We start from the raw sequence: 20858 nt of genomic DNA, 5'->3' as shown, positions 1-20858 counted from the left end.
CAGGGTGGCCAAGCGCGTCCGTCAGCACGACGTGCGCAGCAGCAACCACAACACCAGTCGCTCATCCGGATCGTCCAGATTGAGCCCGAAGATCTCCGTCATCCGTCGCATGCGATGCCGGAAGGTGTTCTGGTGCAGGAAGATCCGCAGCGAGGCGGCCGGCACGTCGCCGAAACTGTCCAGATAGGCACGCAGGGTGTCCAGGTAGCCGGTCCCCTTGCTCGCGTCGTACGCGGCGATCCGGTCGAGCACCTCAAGGGTGAGACGCGGGTCTCCGGAGATGACCTCCTGGAGCTGCCGCAGCACGGTACGGCTGCGCACGTCGGCGATGGTCGCGACGGCCGGTCCGTCGGCGCGCTCGGCGAGCACCTGTAACACGCGGTCGGCCTCCTCACGAGACTGCGCCACGGCCGCCAGATCGGCCACCGTGCCGCCGATGCCGGCCCGCATGGTGACCCGCAGCGACTCGACGGCTCTGCTGATCACCCGTTCAACGAGCGCGGGCAGCACCGTCCGGTCGGCGCCGGGGCTGGTCGGCAGCAGGGCGTAGATGGTCTGGCCCAGTGTCAGGCAGGCCGCTGTGCGGTGCACGCTCTCGCAGAAGACTGTCACCAGATCGGCGGTGCGGGTGAGCAGAGTGCCGTCGGGGTCGGCCTCCCCGTCGGCAAGCTGGAACGCCACCACCGTTACGTCGAGGCGGTCAACGGTTGGCAGCGCATCCACCACCGGTCCCGGGCGCCCGAGCAGCAGCGCTCGCAGCCCCTGCGCCCTTGCCGTCCGTTCCACGTCCGCGGTGGTGCGTAACCGCAGGATGTGCAGCGAGGCGAGCCGGGCGGCGTCGGCGAGCGCCCGTGCCGCGTCCGGTGCGAATCCGCCGTCCCCCTCGATCGCCCAGATCGATCCGATCGGTTCGTCACCGGCCCGGATCGCCGTCGCCAGCCTGGGCCGGATCCCGTCCAGGACCACCCGCAGCACCGTCTCGCTGCGCCGCACCTGCTCGTACACATCGGCCAAGCGGAACTCGGCCGGCACCCGGCGCCCCAGGATTCCCGTCTGCCGGACGTCGTCGATCACCTGGCCCGGCACGTTGGAATAGGCCAGCACGTGCTGGTGTGGATCCTCGATCGCGATCGCCCCGCCGACCAACGCTGCCACCGCATTCGCCAGGGCGAACAGGTCGCCGGACAACACCGCCGACAACGGCTCGTGCCCGGCCCAACGATCTCCGGAGACGGCGGCCGACAGCAGCAGGTGCAGATGTGTCCACGGCACCGAGTCATCCACCACCAACAGTGCGATGCCCGCGGATTCGGCCGCCGCCAGGGCCGGCGTCAGATCGTCGCCGTAGCACTTGACCACGACGGCGGACAGCCCGGTTCGGGCCGCCTGGCCGATGGCGGCCGCGGCATCGGCCGCGCCGGGCCGGCAGCCAACCGCGAGCAGCAACGATCCCGGCGGGGCGCAGACCCCGTCCGCCGGGTCCAGCAGCGCCGGCTCGCCGGCGGGCAGGTCAGGACCCTGTGGCAGGCACAGCGCCTGCAGCACCGGTTGTCCCACTGCGGTCAGCACCGACTTCAGGGTGGCGAGCGAGGAGGCAGTCACCTATCGCAGCCAATCACATCGCGTTCCTGCGCGGCCGACCAGCATTCGTGGGGGGTCGACCGGCGGAGGGATCAAACTTGGTGGGACAGCACCATTTCCCGGCTGACCGTCACCGCCGCCAACGCCTCGGCATCCACCTCGACGCCGAGGCCCGGGCCGGCCGGCACGGCGATGTGGCCGTCGTCCAGTACGAACGGATCGGTGATGATGTCATGGGTGTAGAACCGGTCGGACGCGGAGGTATCGCCGGGCAACGCGAACCCGGGCAGCGCGGCCAACGCCATATTGGCGGCCCGGCCGATCCCGGTCTCCAGCATTCCGCCGCACCACACCGGAACCCCGTTCGCGGCGCAGACGTCGTGCACCCGCCGCGCCTCCAGGTAGCCACCGACCCGACCGGCCTTGATGTTCACCACCGAAGTGGCGCCGAGGCGGATGGCATCCGCCGCGACCTTGGCCGAGGTGATCGATTCATCCAGGCACACCGGAGTGGCCAGCGACCTGGCCAGGTCGGCGTGCTGGGTCAGGTCCTCGTCCTCCAGCGGCTGCTCGATCAGCAACAGGCCGAACTCGTCCAGCCGGGCCAGGTGCCGGGCGTCGGCCAGGGTGTAGGCGGTGTTCGCGTCCACCTGCAGCAGGATGTCGCCGAAGCGTTCACGCACCGCGCGCACCGGCTCGATGTCCCAGCCCGGCTTGATCTTCAGCTTGACGCGTAGGTAGCCGGCATCGAGGTAGCCCTGCACGGTATCCAGCAGCGCCGGGATCGATGGCTGGATGCCGACGCTGACCCCGGACGGGACGCGGTCGCGGACCGCGCCGAGGTAGGCGGCCATCGACATCCCGGCGACGCGCAGCTCGGCGTCCAGCACGGCCAGTTCCAGCGCAGCCTTCGCCATCCGGTGACCCTTGAACTTCGCCAGGATCGTGCCGACCCGGGCAGCGGTGAGGGTGTCAGCGGCGGCGAGTGACGGCAGCAGGAATTGCCGGATCGTCACGGCCGCCGCTTCGTTGAACTCGGGCGAGTACACCGGGTCGGGCAGGGTGACGCACTCACCCCATCCGGACTGGCCGTCGAGCTCGACCCGCACCAGCAGCAGATCCCGCTCGTTCTGCACGCCGAACGACGTCTCGAACGGGGCCACCAATGGCATTCGCACCTGCAACAATTCGGCGGCAGTGAGTTTCACGGTCGCTCCTTCCGGGTGATGTAGGCATTGTTGTCATCCATTCCGACGATCCGGTGGCCGTCGTCGAACGCCTCGGTGAACGTCGCCCGCAACGCCATCCGCCAGCGTCCGCCCAGCGCAGGGTCCTTGCGACGCAACGCCTCCATGTCGAGCGGAACCTGCAGCAGCCGATCGGTGTCGGAACCGGGTCGGCGGACCGGTCCGCCGTGCTCGTCCAGGTCCAGCACCCTGACAGCGTCCGGCTCCGGCGCGATCGGCCGGCCGGGTACGGGTCCGAGGAGATCCCATTCCACCAACAGCCGGTCGCTGCGCTCACCGACGTTGATCTGGTCCGTCATCTCTCCGTAGAAGTCGCAGAGGTAGTCGGTGGCTGCGGCTCCGAGTTTGACCAGGTTGAAGTGCGCGTTGCGCCGGATCAGCGGGTCGAACGTCCAGGCGATGGAACCGATCCCGTGTTCCAGCGCCCAGGCCCGCTGGTGCAGCTTGAGCAGGTAGCCGATCGACCGGCCACGGTACTCGGCCAGCACACCGGCGATGTGCGAGTGCAGTACACCGTGGTCCGTTCGGAATGCAGTGGAGACCCCGACGATCCGGTTCCCGTCCAGCACGGCGCCGACGTAGTTCCCGGTGTAGGCGAATGCCCGCAGCATCTCCGGCGGCAGCGGCGCGCCGTCCGGATGACCCCAGATCCGTTGCAGCACGGCCGATGCCGCGCGGTGCTCGGCAGGGTCGATGAGCGCGGTCGCTCGCACCCCGTTGCGCGCTCCGACCTCGGCGACCAGCATCCCGGCCCGCACCGCGGCACCGGTGCGTTCGGTAGCGCCGGCCGCTTCGGCGCCGGCGGCCCCGGCGTCGCGCGCCGGGTCCTGGCGCGGGGGCCGGCCCGGGTCGACGCCCTCGGCCACGCTGCTACTCACAAGGTTCAGCGTGCCGTGATCCGGACGTCGTCACATCGTTGCGACAGCCGATCCTGCCGCGAGAGTTTGGTTCCGCGCGACGACGGCAGCGCGGAAGTGTTCATCCGCTGGTCCTGGCGAACACGCGGCTGCCGAGCAACAGATGGCGAGGATGCCCGTCCGGTGTCAGTCCTGCGGCGGACAGGTCGGCCAACACCGGCAGGTACGAACCGTGCTCGGGTTCGGCACTGATCAGTGCCAAGGCCGATCCGTCCTGATACAGCGGCACCAGGGAACGGACCTGGGACTCTCCACCCTCACCCAGTGCCTGGTTGGGTTCCGGCACGGTGGTCACCGTGGCTGCGGCCCGGTCGTCCATGGCCGGCGACTCGCCCCCGACGCCGAGATCGATGGTGACGCCGTGGTGCGCGTACCGGCCGACCAGCGGGCGCACGTCGACGGCGGGCGGATTCTCCGGTGGCACCAGCGGCTCCGGCTCGGTCAGGCCGGTCAGTTCGGCGAACAGCGGTTGGCCGAACCGGCGGAACACCGCAGCCCCGCCGGGGCCGTTGGTCAGCAGCACGGCGATCGCCCCGGTGTCCGGATGCACCCGTAGGAAGGAGTACTGGCCCAACGTGCCGCCATCGTGGCCGAGAACGGTCGAATCGCCCCAGGGATACAGCGCCCACGGCATGCCGATACCGCGCACCGGCCATCGATCGGGCAGGGCCACCTGCATGCGCTGCATGGCGGCGACCGACTCCTCGGACAGCACCCGGGTGCCGTCGGTGGCCAACCCACCTGCCAGGTGCATCCGAACGAAGGAGACCAGGCCGGCCGGGGACATGAATGGGGTGGCCCCGGCCGGCCCGGCGGAATACGGGATGGCCCAGGCTCCCGCTGGCACCACGGGGCTGCCGTCCGGGCCGTCGACATGGCCGACCGCGGCGCGGTGCAGCATCGCCTGCTCGGCCAGCGTGCCGCCGGCGATGCCGAGCGGTCGCAGCAGTCGCTCGGTCAGAATGCTGTCGAAGTCGTTGCCGCGCAGGGTCTCCAGCAGAAGGCCGAGCACACTGAACCCGCTATTGCAGTACGAGAAACGCGAACCGGGTTCGTGCAGCATCCCGACGTCGGCCAGCGAGTGAACGTAGCGACGCACCGCATCGCTGCCCCGGCCGAAGTCGGCGAAGTAGTCCCCCTGCAGGCCACTGGTGTGGGTCAGCAGCTGCCGCACGGTGATCGAGGATGAAGCAGCCTCGTCACCGGCGTCGAAGTCCGGCAGATAGCCCCGCACCGGCTGGTCCAGGTCCACCAGGCCATCGTCGACCAACTGCATCACCATGGTGCCCGTGAACAGTTTGGTGATCGAGCCGATCTGGAACCAGCTGTCCGGCGTGGCCGCCAGACCGGTGGTCCGGCTGAGCACTCCTGCCGCGCCCTGCACCAACTCGTCGCCCCGGGCGAACGCGAACGCGGCGCCGGGCAGGTCGAACTCGTCCAGCCGGTCGGCGAGTCGTGCCGAGAGTTCCGCCGATCGATCCGCCGACGAGTCCGCGGTCAAGGTAGATGTCTGCATGGTTCAGCACGCTAATCCGGTCCGGCCGCCCACTCATGGTCGACGACCACCAAAGCGGCGCACGGACTTGGGGCAGTCCGACATCGCCCGGCGGGATCGACTTCGCCCCCACGGATCGCCAGACCCACCGTGCCACGGCCGGTTCGGCGCCGGTCGCCAGGCCTACCGGTCGCCCGGGCCTACCGGTCACCCGGCCCTGCTGTGCTGTCGGGCGAGGCCGAGTCGGTCGGCAGCCGGTTACCCAGCCGCAGGCTCCAGCGCAGCGCATCCACGCGCCCATCGGCGTCGCGCAGGAACACCCCGCCCGGCTCTGCTGGATCCTCGTTCGTGGCCAACAGGTCAGGGCCGATGAAGTGCGCCGGGAGCACGGGGCCGTCCAGCGATGGTTCGGCCGGATAGCGGGTCTGGACGGTCAGCGCACCGGCACCTTCGCGGACCGCGACGAACGCGTCGCCGGTGCCGTAGTCGCCCACCAGCTCAGCCAGATCGCCCGGGGGCGGCACGGTCGGCAGTGGTGTCGCCTGTGCGCCGAGCACCCGCTGCAGCGCCCAATCCAATACTCTGCCGCCGAGCTTCTCACCGGGACGTGCATTGGTCAGCGTGCTCACCGCAAACTCCGCCTCCGGCACCATCGCGAACGCCGACAGTTGTAGGTAGGAAACGTTTCCGCCGTGCGCGACCAGCTGCAGGCCGGCGCGTTCCCGCAGCAGCCAGTTGATGCCGACCTGCTGTGCAGGATTCATCGTGCTCCGTGGGCGCCGCATCATTTCCCGGGTCGTGTCGTCGATCGGCGGGTCGCCGGCGCCCCGGCCGGTCAGCTGGAACCTCGCGTACGCCAACTGGTCGCGCACGCTGGACAGCACGCCGCCGGTGGGGGTGAAGCAGCGCGGCAGCGGCCAGTCCGGCATCGGAACCTGCCGCCCGGCCACCTCCCGGTGCCCCACCGCGTGGCGCCGGTTGGCTACCTCGGCCGGGAACAGGAAGGTGTTGGTCAACCCGATCGGCTCCAACACGCGACTGCGGAGCAGGGCTTCATAGCTACCGCCTGCCAGCACTTCCACCAGCCGAGCGGCGACGACCATCGACAGATTGTTGTAGGAGGCCCTGTTGCCAGGAGCGGTGTGCTGCGGCACCGTCGGCAGCTGCTCGTGCACGGCCCTGGCCAGCGCGTCGTCGCCTGGCCCGGCGTCGAAGTACACGTCGCCCACCCATCCCGCGGTGTGCGTGAACAGGTCGCACACCCGGACGGCGGCCCGCTGCTCGCGCAGTTCCGGCGGGCAGGCCAGCACGTCCGGCAGGTACTCGTGCACCGGTCGGTCCAGGTCCAGCAGTCCCTGCTGGACGAGCGACATGGCCAGCGTCGCGGTGTATGTCTTGGAGGTCGAACCGATCATGAACAACGTGTCGGCATCGATCGGCAACGGATCTGCCAGGCTGGTCACGCCGGTCACCGCGACCGTGTCGACGCCGCGGTAGGTGATACCGACGGCGGCACCCGGAACGCCCAGATCAGCGGCGGCCGCGCCCAGGAATTCCTGCAGGTCCGCCTGCAGGTCAGCGTCGGTGGTAGCAACAGCGGGCGGGTTCTGCGGAGTCGGGGCCATGGTCGGTGACGCTATCCGCCGACGCGTCGCAGAACATGGTCCGTCAGCACGATTCTCCCCGGTGGCGATGTGCGTCCGCGACGAGCGCGGTCAGCCGAGAGCGCGCACGAAACGATCCCGCAGATCCGTCAGCCGCTCCACCGGCTCGTTGGCGAAGACGAGCCGGAGGTAGCGGTCGCCGCTGGGTCCCCAGCCGCCCATCGGGGTGGCGGCGACCCGCCCGAGGTCGAACAGCCGATCCGAGGCCTGCGCCGGGGTCATTCCGAGTTCGGTGGTGTCGATCAGCAGTGACCAACCGCCGTCCGGTCGGATCAGCGGGTAGTCGGCGAGCTGGTCGACGATGAGATCGGCGCGGCGGCGCCAGGTCTCGGTGGCGGAGGTGATGTCGGCGTCGGCATCCGGGGCGGTCAGCGCGGCGGCCACCGCGTCCTGCGCGATGCCCACCTGGCACACCACGTTGGCCATCCCGACCAGCGCGATGTCCGTCATGATCGGCGCCGGTCCGACCACCCAGCCGACCCGCCAGCCGATCATCCGCAACTCCTTGGACGCCGACCCGACCGTGATCGTCCGCCCGGCCAGGCCGGGGTGCGCCGCCGGGTGCACCGGCGGCGATCCGTCGAACCGGATGCGCTCCATCGCGGCGTCGTAGATCACCCAGGCGCCATGTTCGTTGACCGGTCCGGCGATCGCTGCCAGATGCGCGGCGGTGAGCAGCGCACCAGTCGGCATCGCCGGTCCCATCAGCAGCACGGCGGCGGTGTCGGGTCCGATGGCGGCCGCCAGTTCGTCCGGGTCGGTCTGCCAGCCGGTGTCGGTCGGTCGGGCAGCGACATGGCGCGGGACGCCGCCGACCAACCGGATTCGGTTGATCAACCCCGCGTAGATCGGATCGGAGATCACCACCTGCTGGCCCGGTTCGACCGTCGCCAGCAGCGCGTTCAGCACACCGTTCAACCCGCCGGCAACACTCACGCACTCCGTCACCGGGTCGTAGCCGACGCCCGAGATTCGTGAAACGTGTTCCGCAGCAGCAGTTCTCAACGAGAGCAGCCCCTCGAACGGCAGATAGCTGTTCGCCGCATCGTCGTCAACCGCCCGGCGGGTCGCCGCCAGCGCCACCGCCGGTGGTGGCAGGTCGGTGTCCAGATTCTCCAGCCGGAGCATGTCCGGATCGTGCTCGGCATCGGCCCGATCGCCGAGCTGATTGACCCCGATCCCGGGGATGTGTTGCAGTCGCGACACCGTCATTCCGGCAACGATAGGCCACCGCGACGGACCACCAGGGCCCGGGCCGACATCACCAGCGCGAGCGTGAACAGTGCGGCACCGACCGCCGCGCACCAGATCAAGCGGTCGAGAAACTCACTGCCGCGCAAGGGGTCTCCAGCGATGGCACCGAAGAGCGCGACCCCCAGCGCGGTGCCGGTCTGCCGGGCCGCATTGTTCACCCCGCCGGCCAGTCCGGCGCGCCCCGGCACCGCCGCAACCGTCATCGTGACCAGCGCCGGCGTCAACCCGCCGAGCGCGAGGCCGATACCGAACAGCGGGACCCACCAGGCCCAGACGGAGTCCGTCCCCAACAGCGACAGACACCCCACACTCGGCGCCGCCAGGGCAAAGCTGACGACCAACGTGCCCAGCGGGCCGTTCCGGGCAATCCGACGGCCCGCCAGCGGTGGCAGCGCCACCAACGGCACCAGCAGGGGCAGCATCGTCAGACCGGCCTGCAACGGGTCCAGGCCGTGGACCACCTGCAGGGCGAGGGTCGTCACGAACAGCACCCCGTTGCAGACCAGGTTCATGCTCAGCGACCCGAGGACGGCACCGGTGAACGGCCGTACCCGGAACACCGCGATCGGCAGCAGTGGTTGGGCCACCCGCCGTTCGACAGCCAGAAACGCCAGCAACAGCAGGGCCGATCCGATCAGCAGCAGCGCCGCCATGCTGCCCCATCCGGAGTGACCGATGCGGATGACGCCGGAGACCAGCAGCGCCAGGCATCCGCCGCCGGTGACCGCCCCGGCCAGATCCGGTCGCGGCGCAGCGGTGCGGACCGGGCGTGACGTCGCGTGCCGGCCGAACCAGCTGCCGAGCAGTGCCGCCGCGACCACCGGCAGGTTGATCGCGAAGATCCATCGCCAACCGATCCCGGCGACGATCAGTCCGCCGAGCAACGGCCCGGCCGGAAGCGCCAGCGCCGAAATCCCGGACCACACACCGAGAGTCCGGGCGCGGGCGGCCGGACCCGGCACCAGCCTGGTGATCGCTGCCAGGCTGGCGGGCAGCAGTGCGGCACCGCCCGCGCCCTGGACCGCGCGCCCGGCCAGCAAGGTCGCGATACCCGGCGCGACCGCGCAGATCGTCGATCCGGCCGCGAACAGCAGCAGGCCGAAGCCGAACACCCGCAACGGGTTTGCCCGATCGGCCAGGCCGCCGGCCAGCAGCAGCAAGCCCGCGATGCTCACCGTGTAGGCATCCACCACCCACGACAGGGCCGCCGGCCCGGCACCCAGTGACCGGCCGATCGATGGCAGCGCCACATTCACCACGGAGACGTCCAGCAGCACCAGGAACATTCCGGAGCACAGGGTCAACAGCAGCGGCAGCGCGATGCCGATCGGCGCAGGCGAGGTGGTCGCGGCCGGCAACGGCGACCGGGCCACCTGGGTGGTGGGTTCTTGCACCCGCCGAGTGTGGACGCCAGATACTTCGCCGGCCGCCGAAGCATCGTCGGGGCACACTGGTTCGCATGGCCGCAGCACCCGCACCGACCCCAGCGCCCGATCCACCGGCAGCGCCGATCGAGGTGATCACCGGCCGCGCCAGGTCGGCGGGCGGCGGCGGCGACCCCGACGTGTCGAAGGTGGCCGCGATGTTCGCCGACGCCTCCCGCGCCCGGATGCTGTCCGCCCTGACCGACGGACGGGCACTGCCGGCCAGCCGGTTGGCGAGTGAGGCCGGCGTGTCGGCCGCCACCGTCAGCGGACACCTGACGCGACTGCTGGATGCCGGCCTGGTGACGGTGACCCGCAGCGGTCGGTTCCGTTTCTACCGACTGGCCGGGCCCCGGGTCGCCCAAGCACTCGAAGCGCTGACCGCACTGTCGAAACCCCGACCGATCACCTCATTGCGGGCAAGCACCAGGGCGGCCCGGCTGCGCGCCGCCCGCAGCTGTTACGACCATCTGGCCGGAAGGTTCGGGGTCGCCGTCACCGCGACCCTGGTGGATCGGGGCGTACTGGTCCGCACCGACGGGCTGACGGGCGTCTGCGCCGCGCCCGGCGACCGGTACTCCGCACCGGTCGCCGAGATCCCGTACCGGCTCGGCGGAGCGGCCGGCGCCGGGCTGGCGGACTGGGGCGTCGACCTTGACCGGGTGCTGCAGGAGTCCGGCAGCCGGCCGCCGCTGCGGTTCTGCATGGACTGGACGGAACAACAACACCACCTGGCCGGCGCTCTCGGCGCCGCCGTGCTGGACGCCTTCGTCCGACGCGGCTGGGTACAACGAGGGTCACAGCCGCGGGAGCTGACGGTGACCGACGCCGGCCTACAGTCGCTGGCGGATTCAACCGGCGTGCGGCCAGATTGAGCTGAGGGCCGACTTTCGACCCGAAATGACCAACCGGTCGCAGTCTGACTGAATCCGCGTCGGTCAGTTCACCTCGTCCGGGTGAGCGGAAACCCGGTGGCCGCGCTCGAGTCCGGTGATGCCGGCCATCTCGGCATCCGTCAGCTCGAAGTCCGTCACCGCGAAGTTCTCGGCGATCCGGGCCGGATTGTTCGACTTCGGGAAGACGATGTTGCCGCTCTGCAGATGCCAGCGGATCACCACCTGGGCGGGCGTCTTGCCGTGCGCCTGCGCCGGGCCGGTCACCTCGGGAACCTCGAACAGGTCGTACTTGCCCTGGCCGAGCGGACCCCACGCCTCGATCTGAACGCCCTTGCTCCTGGCGAAGGTCGTCAGCTCGGTGCTCTGCAGGGCCGGGTGCAGCTCGATCTGGTCGACGGCCGGGACCACGTCCGTCTCGGCGAGCAGCCGGGTCAGCTGCGGCAGCAGGAAGTTGGAGACGCCGATCGAGCGGGCCTTGCCCTGCTGCTGGATCTGCTCGAGCGCCTTCCAGGTCTCGATGTAGCGGTCCTGGGCCGGCGACGGCCAGTGGATCAGGTACAGATCGACGCGGTCCAGACCGAGTTTGCCGAGGCTGGCGTCGATCGCAGCGAACGCCGATTCGGTGCCGTGCTCGGTGTTCCACAACTTGGTGGTGATGAACAGCTCGTCCCGCGGGATCCCGGAGGCGGCGATGGCCCGGCCGACGCCTTCTTCGTTGCCGTAGATGGCAGCCGTGTCGATATGCCGGTAACCGGCCTCAAGCGCGGAGCTGACGATCTTCTCGGTCTGTGCCGGGTCGACCTTGAAGACGCCGAAGCCGAGCTGCGGGATGGTGGTGCCGTCGTTGAGCTCGATGGTGGGTACTGCAGATCGGGATGCGGTGGTGTCGGTCATCGCACCGGTCTATCAGATTCCGCCCGCCGCTCGGAATTCGGCGAACCACCCGGACCCCGCCGGGGCCGCACCTACGGCGGGCCATTCGCTAAGCTTCCCCGGCGAGACCGGGCAGCGCCGTTGCGACGTGATGGTCCGGCGCCGACTCAGTTTGACCCCGACGCAAAGGACGAACCCGTGCGGGACTACGCGGTAGCCGCCGTCGGGCGGACGCATGTCGGCCTGCAGAAGCCGAACAACGAGGACTCGTTCCACATCGGCCGCGGGCTGCTGCTGGTCGCCGACGGTGTCGGCGGCAGCGTCGCCGGCGAGGTCGCATCGCGCACCGTCGTCGAGGTGTTCGCCGGCGTGGAGACCGCATCCCCGGACGATGATCTGTACGCCATCCTGACCGACGCCGTGCAACGCAGCACCAACTCACTGCTGGAACAGGTGGAGGCCGACCCCGAACTGGAGGGGATGGGGACCACTGCCACCGTGATGATGTGGTCCGGCCGGCGGATCGTGTTCGCCCAGATCGGCGACTCCCGGGCCTACTACCTGCAGGGCGGAGCGCCGGGCGGCACCCTGCATTCGGACCAGCAGCCGGAACTGCAGCAGGTCACCAAGGACGACTCGTTCGTCCAGCACCTGGTGGACCAGGGCCTGCTGGCACCGGACGAGGCGGCACATCACCCACGCCGCAACGTCATCCTCAAGGCGTTGAACGGATCCACCGTCTCACCGTCGTTCAGTACCTTCGCACCGCGGATCGGCGACCGTTACCTGCTGTGCAGCGACGGCCTGTCGGACTATGTCGAGGCGGACGAGATTCGCGAGGCCCTGCTCGGCACCGATGCCGAACCGGCGGCGGACCGGCTGATCGAGCTGAGCCTGGCCGCCGGCGCCCCGGACAACGTCACGGTGATCATCGCCGATATCGGCGCCGGCCACTGACTTTCGCCGAGCACGGACCTTCGTCGAGCACGGATGGTCGCCCCGCTCAGACCGGACGCGGTTTGTCGGCTCCGTCGGCGAAGCCCCACCGCACCTGCACCGTCGCCGTCACCTCGGTGTCGCCGGTGGACACCGCCATCGAATCGGCACTCTGAATGGACCGCATCAGGCCCGCTGCCATCGGGACCGCGTGTTGCATCGGGTTTTCGCTGATCTCTTGCACCGCACCGAGGGTGCGGCCGGCCAGTCCTGCGTACTGTTGCGCCTTCTCGGCGGCAGCCGCGAACGCGGCATCCCGTGCGACCCGGTAGGCCTGCTCCGGATTGCCGGCCGACAGCACGACACTGTCGATCCGCACGCCGGCGCCGCCCCTGGCGGCCACCTCGGACAGGATCCGCTCGACGTTCCCCAGCGCCTCCAGGTGCACGATCATCCGCTGCGAGGCCGCATAGCCCAGCAGCACCTCATGGCCTTCGCGATAGTCGGTGCGCGGACCCAGGTTCAGGTCGGCGGTCCGCACCGAACGGGCGTCGACGCCGTTGTCGGCCAGCACCGACAGCAGGCTGCTGACGGTGGCCGCGGCGGTCCGGAACGCCTCACCGGCGTCCGGTCGCAGGATCTCGACGCCCAAATTGATCGTGACCTCGTCGACCGTCGCGGCGGCCGACCCGGCGCCGATGACGGTGACGCCCTGCCGGTGCTGATGCTTGTTCGTCATGACACCAGTGTGCCGTCGGGCCGGACCGTTCGCCCGATCGATCCCGGGGATCTCCGGCCGCCGCCGCCGCGGCGCCGTCAGGGCGTGCCGCCGGCCTGTCGACCGAGGGTCGATTCACGGGCGGTGACCACCGGCCGGAAGCTCCGGTGGCTCTGCCCGGGCTCTTCCCGGCCCGCCATGCAGGCCAGCAGGATTTCCGCGGCGGCGACGCCCATCTCGTACGCGGGCTGGGCGACGGTGGACAGCGGCACGGTCGCGTTGGCGGCGAATTCCGAGCCGTCGTAGCCGATGACGGCGATGTCGCCGGGGACGTCGATGCCCGCAGCGCGCAGTTCGTGCAGTAGTCCCACTGCGATCAGGTCGTTGGCGGCGAACACCGCATCGGGCCGGTCGGCCGCGGTCATCTCGATGATGCTTCGGGCGGCGTCGGCGCCGTCCCGCATGGTGAGTCCCCAGGTTTCCAGGAGGCGGCGCCTCGCTCCGGCCGCGTCGGCGGTGCGGCTGAAGCCGTCGAACCGGTCCTTGACATGGCTGACCCGCTCCGGGTTGCCGACCAGCACGACGTCCCGGCGACGGCACCCCAGCAGATGCTCGGCGGCAGCCCGACCGCCGGCGAGGTCGTCGATCTCGACGGAGGAGATGTCGTCGGCGTTGGCCGGCTGCTCAACAGTGACGCAGCTGATGCCCTGCCGCTGCAGGTTGCGGAGTCGGTCGCGCAGGTCCTGAGCCGGCACCACCAGAATGCCGCCAACCCGTTGGGCGGCAAAGGTGTCCAGGTTGCGGAGCTCGCGTTCGGGGTCTCGGGCACTGTTGCTGAACAGCACCGTCCAGCCGCCGGCGCTCCCGATGTCCTCCACCCCGCGGGCCAGTTCGCCGTAGAACGGGATCCATGCGTCCAGCAGGACGACCGCGAAGGTGCGGCTGGATCCGGCGCGCAGCTGCCGGGCGCTCTCGTTGCGGACGAAGCCGAGTTGCTGCACCGCCCGGTCGATCTTCGACCTGGTGTGCTCGTTCACCACTTCCGGTCGGTTGAGGTAGTTCGAGACCGTCGATGCCGATACCCCGGCCAGCGCGGCGACGTCCTTGAGTCCGGCGCTCGGGCCGGCCGGCCGCTTGACCATCAGACCTCCCGATTCGCCGGTGCACCCGGGGTCAATGTAGCCCGGGCTGCGGCCACTCACCGGGCGCCGACCCGGATCGTTGACACGTTGCAGCCCGCAGTCTAACGTCACTGGTCAGCTGCAGTTGTAACGTTTCAATGAAGGGACCGTGACAGAGTGACCGGATCACCGATCGGCTGCCATGCGCTCGTCTGGACGGGCGATTTCGACGCCGCCGGCATCACCTCCTCGATCGATCGGACCAAGGCCGCCGGGTTCGACCTGATCGAATTTCCGTTGATGGAGCCGGAATCGTTCGACAGCACGGTCGCCCGTCGGGCCCTGCAGGACGCCGGGCTGAGCGCGACGGCCAGCCTCGGCCTGCCGGAGCATGCCGACGTCAGCAGCGACGACCCGGAGGTGGTCGCCGCCGGCGCGAAGCTGTTGCGGACGGCGCTGGAACGGACCGCGGAAATGGGCGGCACCGTGCTGTGCGGCGTGCTCTACGGCTCGATGCGCAAGCACCTTGCGCCGATGTCGGATCGGGGCCGGGCGAACAGCATCGAGGCCATCCACCGTCTCGCCGATCAGGCGCAGGCACTGGGCGTCCGACTCTCCCTCGAGGTGGTGAACCGTTACGAGTCCAATCTGCTCAACACCGGCCGGGACGCGCTGCGGTTCCTCACCGGAGTCGACCATCCCTCGGTGTCGGTCCATCTGGACACCTATCACATGAATATCGAGGAGTCGGACCTGTTCCAGCCGTTCCTGGACACCGGGGAGCGCCTCGGCTACGTGCACATCGGCGAGAGCCACCGCGGTTACCTGGGCACCGGGTCCGTCGATTTCGACAGCGCGTTCCGGGCCTTGGACCGGATCGGCTACACCGGTCCGATCGTCTTCGAGTCGTTCTCCTCGGCGGTGGTCTCGGCGACCCTGAGTAACACGCTGGGGATCTGGCGGAATCTGTGGACCGACTCCGACGATCTCGGCGCCCACGCGAACCGCTTCATCCGGGACCACATCGCCGCCGTGCGGACCATCGAACTGCACTGAACGGCCCCGATTCCCGTTCCTGGAACCACGTTCGCTGCGCGGGACTCAGTGCCCGCCGAGGTGCCCGGACAGCCGTTCGTGGCGGGCGGAGCTGTGTTCGTCGAGGCCGATGATCTCGACAGTCCGGCCGTGCCGGTGGAATTTGTTGGTCACGGCGTCGAGGGTGGCGGTGCTCGAGGCGTCCCACAGATGCGCCCCGGTCAGATCGACGATCACGTGCTCGGCCGGGTCGTTGTAGTCGAACTGGGCGTAGAGATCGTTGGAGGAGGCGAAGAACAGTTCTCCGGTGACGACGTAGATGCGGGTGGTGCCGTCGGCGGACAGGGTGCTGGTCAGGTTCACCAGGTGCGCGACGCGGCGGGCGAACAGGGTGAGCGCCAACAGCACTCCGGCGATGACGCCGTACGACAGGTTGTGGGTGACGACGGTGACCACCACGGTGAGCACCATGACGGCGGTCTCGCTCCTGGGCATCCGGCGGAGTGTCTTCGGCGCGACCGAGTGCCAGTCGAAGGTGGAGATCGACACGAACACCATGACGCCGACCAGCGCGGCCATCGGGATCTTGCCGACGGTGTCGCCGAGCACGACGACCAGGATCAGCAGGAAGGTGCCGGCCAGGAACGTGGACAGCCGGGTGCGGGCACCGGACCGGACGTTGATCATCGTCTGGCCGATCATCGCGCAGCCCCCCATCCCACCGAACAGCCCCGTGACGATGTTCGCGCCGCCCTGGCCCCAGGCCTCGCGGGTCTTGTTCGAGTGGGTGTCGGTGATGTCGTCCACCAGCTTCGCGGTCATCATCGATTCCAGCAGACCGACCAGTGCCATCCCGATCGCGTACGGGGCGATGATCTTGAGGGTGGCGATGTCGAACGGCACGTCCGGCAGACCGAGAGTCGGGAGGCTGTCCGGCAGTTCACCTTGGTCGGCGACGGTGGGAACCTGCAGTCGGAGGATCATCGTCAGCCCGGTCAGCACGATGATGGAGATCAGCGGTGACGGAACGACTTTCGTCAGCCGCGGTAGTCCGTAGATGATGGCCAGGCCGACGGCGACCATCGGATAGACCATCAAGGGAACGTGCTGCAGCTGCGGCAACTGGGCGAGGAAGATCAGGATGGCCAGCGCGTTCACGAAGCCGACCATCACGCTGCGCGGCACGAACCGCATCAACTTCGCGACCCCGAGCAGACCAAGGACGATCTGCACGACGCCGGCCAGGATGACGGTCGCGATCAGGTACTGCAGGCCGTACTGGTGCACCAGCGGGGCGATCACCAGGGCAACCGCGCCGGTGGCGGCGGAGATCATCGCCGGCCGGCCACCAAGGATCGAGATCGACACGGCCATGGTGAACGAGGCGAACAGCCCCACCCGCGGATCGACGCCCGCGATGATGGAGAACGAGATCGCCTCGGGGATCAGCGCCAACGCGACCACCAGCCCGGCCAGCACCTCCGTCCGCAGGATCCTCGGGGCCAACCAGGCAGGACGAGAAACGGTGAATCGCCGGGTCAGTGCGCCAGCCAACGAAGATCCGATCTGTGCACGGCAGGGCCCGGCCCACCGTCGGGAAAGTCACGGGATCCGGCGTCCGAGTACGCGCCGGCAGAGCTAGTGTCCCAGCAATGTGCGCTCCGGATCCCCGCCCCGGTCACGCTGGAGCTCTGGCGGTGGCCGGTCACCCGGGGAATATCGGTTGCGGTCGGCAACGCTGGTTCCGGGTATGACGACAATCGGATTGATCGGAAGCGGCAATATCGGCGGCACGGTGGCACGGCTGGCGGTGGCGGCCGGGCATCAGGTGGTGCTGAGCAACTCGCGCGGCCCCGAGACGCTGGCGGCGCTGGTATCCGAGCTCGGGCCGTCGGCCCGGGCCGGGACCCCCGAAGAGGCGGCGGCCGCCGGCGACATCGTGGTGGTGACCATCCCGTTGAAGGCCTACCCCAGTGTCCCGGTGGAGCCGTTGGTCGGGAAAGTGGTGATCGACACCAACAACTACTACTCCCAGCGCGACGGCAACATCGCCGAGCTGGATGACGATTCGACGACCTCCAGCGAACTGCTGCAGCGGCACCTGCCCGGCTCGCACGTGGTCAAGGCGTTCAACAACATCAACTTCGTCCACCTGGGCGAGCTGGCCCGGCCGGCCGGCTCACCAGAGCGCAGCGCCCTGGCCGTCGCCGGTGACGACGCCGCCGCCAAGCAGCAGGTCAGCACCTTCCTGGACAGCCTCGGCTACGACAGCGTCGATGCCGGTCCGCTCGCGCAGGGCCGGCGCTACCAGCCGGGCACCCCCGCGTACGGCACTCCGTACAACGACCCGCAGGCACCGGCGCAGGAGACCGACCCGGCCCGCGGGGTCATGCCTCCGGCCTCGCCGACGCCGGCCGTCGAGCTGCAGCGGGCGCTGGACGCGTTCGGCGGGTAGACCGAGCAGGATCCGCGCTGCCTGCGGCACCTGCGCTCCCGGTGGCGCTTCGTCCTGCAGGGTGACCGCGGGCTGGGTTAGGTTCGGCCGACCCAGTCGCGATCGCACCGAGGAGATCCGCCATGACCATTCGTCACCGATCACTGCCTCGCCCGACGATGGGCCTGGCGGCGACCGCCGGGCTGATTGCCGCGACCGTCGCCGTCAGCCCCGCGGTGTCTGCCGCGAGCCTGGTCCCGACCGGCCACGGCGACCATCGGGCCACGACCTTGGTACCGATTGGTGGTGGCTACGAGGCCGACACCGAGCAGCAGTTGGTGACCATCGCCGAACGCACCGCCAGCGGCCCGACGCTGGACATCCTGGTGGTGCCGTCCAGCTACGGCGATGCACCGGAGGACCGGGAGGCCAATCTGGAGCAGGCACAGCTGCGGACCGACGAGCTGGACACCAACTGTGAAGCGGTGATCGATCACAGCCGGTTCACCAACTGCACTGCGACTCTGCTGGTGCTGCTGGACCGGGCCGACGCCGAGAACCCGGTGAACTCAACGGCCTTCGACAACCCGGCGGTGGACGTCGGGTTCGTGCTCGGCGGCGACCAGGTACTGGCCATGCAGGTGCTGGCGAACACGCCGGCCGAGGCAGCGATGGCCCGGGCGCACGCCCGCGGCGTGGTGATCAGCGGGACCAGCGCCGGCAACGCCGTCGAATCGCGGACGATGATCACCGGCTACACCACGGACGGCCAGCCGTGGACCGGTCTGCAGAAGGACTCGGTGACGATCGGCTGGGGTGACGACCTCGCCTCGGACGACCGCGGACTGACCTTCGGCTCCGGGCGGGCCATCTTCGACCAGCATTTCTACCAGCGAGGTCGGTTCGGCCGCCTTTTGAATATCACCGCGCAGTCGGTCGACCGCTATGGCCACGGCGGCAAGATCGGCCTCGGCTCCGACTACGCGACCGCTCCGGTGGTGGTCGACGACCGCCAGGTGACGTCGATGATCGGTGAGTCGTCGGCGACCGTCCTCAACTTCGACACCGCGACCCGGCCTCGCTGGGTCGGCGCCGACGCCACCCTCTCCACCCGTAACGTGCTGACCCATCTGATCGCCCCCGGCACCTCGACCGGCTACGACCTCGTCCACCGGCGGATCGAACTGAGTGGACGTCCGGTCTCGACGCCGCGACCGACGTCACTGCCAACGCTGCGGACCGCGGGGCGGGCGACCGTGTTGCTGGGGGGCGGCGGGAATGACGCCGCCGACTCGGCGGTACTCAAGTCGTTCGTCAAGGCGGCCAAGGGTTCTCGGGTGGTCGTGTTGACTGCGGGTTATCCGTCCGCCACGGCGGCCGAGCAGGCCGGTGACCTCTACCGCAGCGCACTCACCGGCGCGGGCTGGCCGGGCGCGGTGTCGGTGCTGGTGCAGGGCCGGGACCGGATCGATGCCACCGCGGTCCGCAACGCCGCCGGCGTGATCGTGGTCGGCGACGACCAGTCGCTGATGCCGGCCGCGGTCGCCGACCGCGGCTTCGCCGATGCCGTCCGATCGGCCGTCAGGACGACCCCGGCGGTGCTGACCGACGGCGCGGCGACCGCCGCGATGGCCGAGCGCTACGAGGCCGTGCCGAACCCGACCTCGGACAACTACGAGGACGAGGGCATCCGCTACTTCCGCACCGATGCACAACAGTTCCGGCCCGGCCTGGGCATCGTACAAGGGGTGACGCTGGAACCGTGGCTGACGTACAACTACCGCTGGGGTCTGCTGTTCGGATCGGCGGCACATCGATCGGTAGCCCTCGGGGTGAGCGAACAGACCGCGATCCGGTTGCACGACAACGCCTCTGCCGTCGTCGGCGCGCGGTCTGTGGTGAGCGTCGACGGGCGGCAGGGCCGCTTCGACACCGCCCCGAACGGTGCGATCACCGCAGTGAACGCCTATCTGTCGACGTTCGCCGGCGGCGATCGGCTGCGCTGAGTTGTCCGGTTCGCCGGCCGCGCTCGGCTGCGGTCACGAGGTCGGCTCGGCCCAGCGGGGCGGTGCCGGTGGCATCCGGCACAATCGTCATCCATGTCTGCCCTCTCAGCGCCACCGGTCCCCGCGCCGGTCCGCCGCGTCCTGACCCGCCGTCTGGCCACCCAACGACTGACCTCCGCGGGACTGACGTCGGCCGCCGAGGTGGTCCGGTTGCTCTGCTGCGTCCAGTCCCAGGAACCGCTGTCGGCGTCGTATTCCTTGGGCCTGCGGATCGGCGGCCGACGCCCGACCACCCTGGAGACGGTGCGGGCGGAGATCGATGCCGGCGCCATCATCCGGACCCATATCCTGCGCCCCACCTGGCATTTCGTCGCACCCGAGGATCTGCGGTGGATCCTGGCGGCCACCTCACCGAAGGTGGAACAGGGAATGGCCGGCCGGCACCGGCAGCTCGAGCTGGACGAGCGGACCATCGGACGGGCGCTCGAAGGGCTGACGGAACTGCTGGCCGGCAAGAACTACCGCACCCGCAAGCAGCTCGGCCCGGAGATGACGGAGCACGGGATCGACGTCGGGGAACGCCTGGGGCACATCTTGTTCCTGGCCGAAATGCGCGGGTTGATCTGCTCCAGTCCGATGATCGGCGGCCAGCACGGCTACGCCCTGATCGACGAGTGGGTGGCACCGGCACCGGAGTTGGACGCCCAGGAGGCGACCGCGCGCCTGGTGTACCGGTTCTTCGCCGGCCATGGACCGGCATCGGTCGACGATCTGGTCCGCTGGTGCGCGTTGACCAAGGGACAGATCCGGCCGGCGCTCGAGGCGATCGGTGACGGCCTCGAACGGATCGAGGTCGACGGCGATGAGCTCTGGTTCGATCCGAACATTCCGGCCCGTCCCAGCCGCCGGCCGGAAGCCTTGCTACTGCCGGTGTTCGACGAGGCAACGTTGACGTATCCGCGGATCAATTTTCCGCGACTCGACGGACACCCGCTCGCCGGGCGACCGACGGGCAGCGCAGCTTCCAGCGATCTGGCCAGCGGCGCCGTGCTGGTCGACACGGAGAACGTCGGCCGCTACACCCGCACCGTCGGGCCGAAGTCGGTCACGGTGCGGATCCAGTTCGCACCGACCGCGACCGCGGAACACCGTGAGCGCGCCCGGATCGGAGCACAGGCGATCGGCGCCTTTCACGGCCGTCCGATCACCATCGAGGAGAGCTAGCTCCGCCCGGACGACGCATGCTTGACTTGAAGT

17 protein-coding genes are annotated in these 20858 nt (G+C 69.6%); 6 read left to right on the top strand and 11 right to left on the bottom strand.

Annotation, left to right across the window (positions count from 1 at the left end; translation table 11 throughout):
• Positions 1 to 21: 21 nt before the first annotated feature.
• From K340_RS0111350 to K340_RS29320, 7 genes are all read right to left on the bottom strand, one after another.
• On the bottom strand, positions 22 to 1602 hold the full coding sequence (locus K340_RS0111350; RefSeq protein ID WP_029136795.1) for a PucR family transcriptional regulator: 1581 nt from the start codon (positions 1600 to 1602) through the stop codon (positions 22 to 24).
• A 71-nt stretch (positions 1603 to 1673) separates the two neighbouring features.
• On the bottom strand, positions 1674 to 2789 hold the full coding sequence (gene menC / locus K340_RS0111345) for an o-succinylbenzoate synthase (protein WP_029136794.1): 1116 nt from the start codon (positions 2787 to 2789) through the stop codon (positions 1674 to 1676).
• Entirely contained in the window at positions 2786 to 3706 is a 921-nt protein-coding gene (locus K340_RS29335; RefSeq protein WP_051265875.1) for a GNAT family N-acetyltransferase, read from the bottom strand. The genes menC and K340_RS29335 overlap by 4 nt, the downstream gene beginning before the upstream one ends.
• A 100-nt stretch (positions 3707 to 3806) precedes the next feature.
• Positions 3807 to 5261: a serine hydrolase domain-containing protein gene (locus K340_RS29330; RefSeq protein WP_051265872.1), complete on the bottom strand. Its 1455-nt coding sequence runs from the start codon at positions 5259 to 5261 to the stop codon at positions 3807 to 3809.
• 179 nt (positions 5262 to 5440) lie between these two features.
• Positions 5441 to 6865 (bottom strand): serine hydrolase domain-containing protein, encoded by a 1425-nt coding sequence (locus K340_RS29325; protein ID WP_051265869.1) that lies wholly within the window; start codon positions 6863 to 6865, stop codon positions 5441 to 5443.
• A gap of 90 nt (positions 6866 to 6955) precedes the next feature.
• Positions 6956 to 8116, bottom strand: a complete 1161-nt coding sequence (locus K340_RS0111325; RefSeq protein WP_029136793.1) for a pyridoxal phosphate-dependent aminotransferase — start codon at positions 8114 to 8116, stop codon at positions 6956 to 6958.
• Positions 8113 to 9552 carry an MFS transporter gene (locus tag K340_RS29320; protein WP_154674200.1) on the bottom strand — a complete coding sequence of 480 codons (1440 nt, stop codon included), beginning with the start codon at positions 9550 to 9552 and terminating at the stop codon, positions 8113 to 8115. Before K340_RS29320 ends, K340_RS0111325 begins: the two co-directional genes overlap by 4 nt.
• A gap of 65 nt (positions 9553 to 9617) precedes the next feature.
• Here K340_RS29320 and K340_RS0111315 point away from each other — a divergent pair, with 65 nt between their 5' ends.
• Entirely contained in the window at positions 9618 to 10457 is an 840-nt protein-coding gene (locus tag K340_RS0111315; protein ID WP_084614276.1) for an ArsR/SmtB family transcription factor, read from the top strand.
• A 63-nt stretch (positions 10458 to 10520) separates the two neighbouring features.
• Here K340_RS0111315 and K340_RS0111310 read toward each other — a convergent pair whose 3' ends face one another.
• Positions 10521 to 11372 carry an aldo/keto reductase gene (locus K340_RS0111310; RefSeq protein ID WP_029136791.1) on the bottom strand — a complete coding sequence of 284 codons (852 nt, stop codon included), beginning with the start codon at positions 11370 to 11372 and terminating at the stop codon, positions 10521 to 10523.
• Between the two features lie 177 nt (positions 11373 to 11549).
• Here K340_RS0111310 and K340_RS0111305 point away from each other — a divergent pair, with 177 nt between their 5' ends.
• On the top strand, positions 11550 to 12308 hold the full coding sequence (locus K340_RS0111305) for a PP2C family protein-serine/threonine phosphatase (RefSeq protein WP_029136790.1): 759 nt from the start codon (positions 11550 to 11552) through the stop codon (positions 12306 to 12308).
• Between the two features lie 46 nt (positions 12309 to 12354).
• Here K340_RS0111305 and K340_RS0111300 read toward each other — a convergent pair whose 3' ends face one another.
• Both K340_RS0111300 and K340_RS0111295 read right to left on the bottom strand, forming a co-directional pair.
• On the bottom strand, positions 12355 to 13026 hold the full coding sequence (locus K340_RS0111300; protein ID WP_029136789.1) for an SIMPL domain-containing protein: 672 nt from the start codon (positions 13024 to 13026) through the stop codon (positions 12355 to 12357).
• A gap of 77 nt (positions 13027 to 13103) precedes the next feature.
• Positions 13104 to 14147, bottom strand: a complete 1044-nt coding sequence (locus K340_RS0111295) for a LacI family DNA-binding transcriptional regulator (RefSeq protein ID WP_029136788.1) — start codon at positions 14145 to 14147, stop codon at positions 13104 to 13106.
• 156 nt (positions 14148 to 14303) lie between these two features.
• Between K340_RS0111295 and K340_RS0111290 the strand changes: the two genes are divergently transcribed.
• Positions 14304 to 15182 (top strand): sugar phosphate isomerase/epimerase family protein, encoded by an 879-nt coding sequence (locus K340_RS0111290; protein WP_029136787.1) that lies wholly within the window; start codon positions 14304 to 14306, stop codon positions 15180 to 15182.
• Positions 15183 to 15227: 45 nt separating this feature from the next.
• On the opposite strand, the gene K340_RS0111285 is transcribed toward K340_RS0111290, so the two are convergent.
• Positions 15228 to 16715 (bottom strand): SulP family inorganic anion transporter, encoded by a 1488-nt coding sequence (locus tag K340_RS0111285; protein ID WP_154674198.1) that lies wholly within the window; start codon positions 16713 to 16715, stop codon positions 15228 to 15230.
• Between the two features lie 196 nt (positions 16716 to 16911).
• Between K340_RS0111285 and K340_RS0111280 the strand changes: the two genes are divergently transcribed.
• The 3 genes from K340_RS0111280 (at position 16912) to K340_RS0111270 (ending at position 20825) form a co-directional block, all read left to right on the top strand.
• The gene (locus K340_RS0111280) at positions 16912 to 17616 is read left to right on the top strand and encodes an NADPH-dependent F420 reductase (protein WP_029136785.1); all 705 of its coding nucleotides are present in this window, start codon (positions 16912 to 16914) and stop codon (positions 17614 to 17616) included.
• A 122-nt stretch (positions 17617 to 17738) separates the two neighbouring features.
• Complete coding sequence (locus K340_RS0111275; protein WP_154674197.1) at positions 17739 to 19601, top strand: Type 1 glutamine amidotransferase-like domain-containing protein; 1863 nt, start codon at positions 17739 to 17741, stop codon at positions 19599 to 19601.
• A 93-nt stretch (positions 19602 to 19694) separates the two neighbouring features.
• Positions 19695 to 20825, top strand: coding sequence for a winged helix DNA-binding domain-containing protein (locus tag K340_RS0111270; RefSeq protein WP_029136783.1), 1131 nt, complete (start codon positions 19695 to 19697; stop codon positions 20823 to 20825).
• Positions 20826 to 20858 lie beyond the last annotated feature (33 nt).

The organism is Nakamurella lactea DSM 19367, from assembly GCF_000426645.1.
Lineage (GTDB): Bacteria > Actinomycetota > Actinomycetes > Mycobacteriales > Nakamurellaceae > Nakamurella > Nakamurella lactea.
Note: the sequence above shows the minus strand (reverse complement) of the source record. Positions and strands in the feature narration are given on the sequence as shown.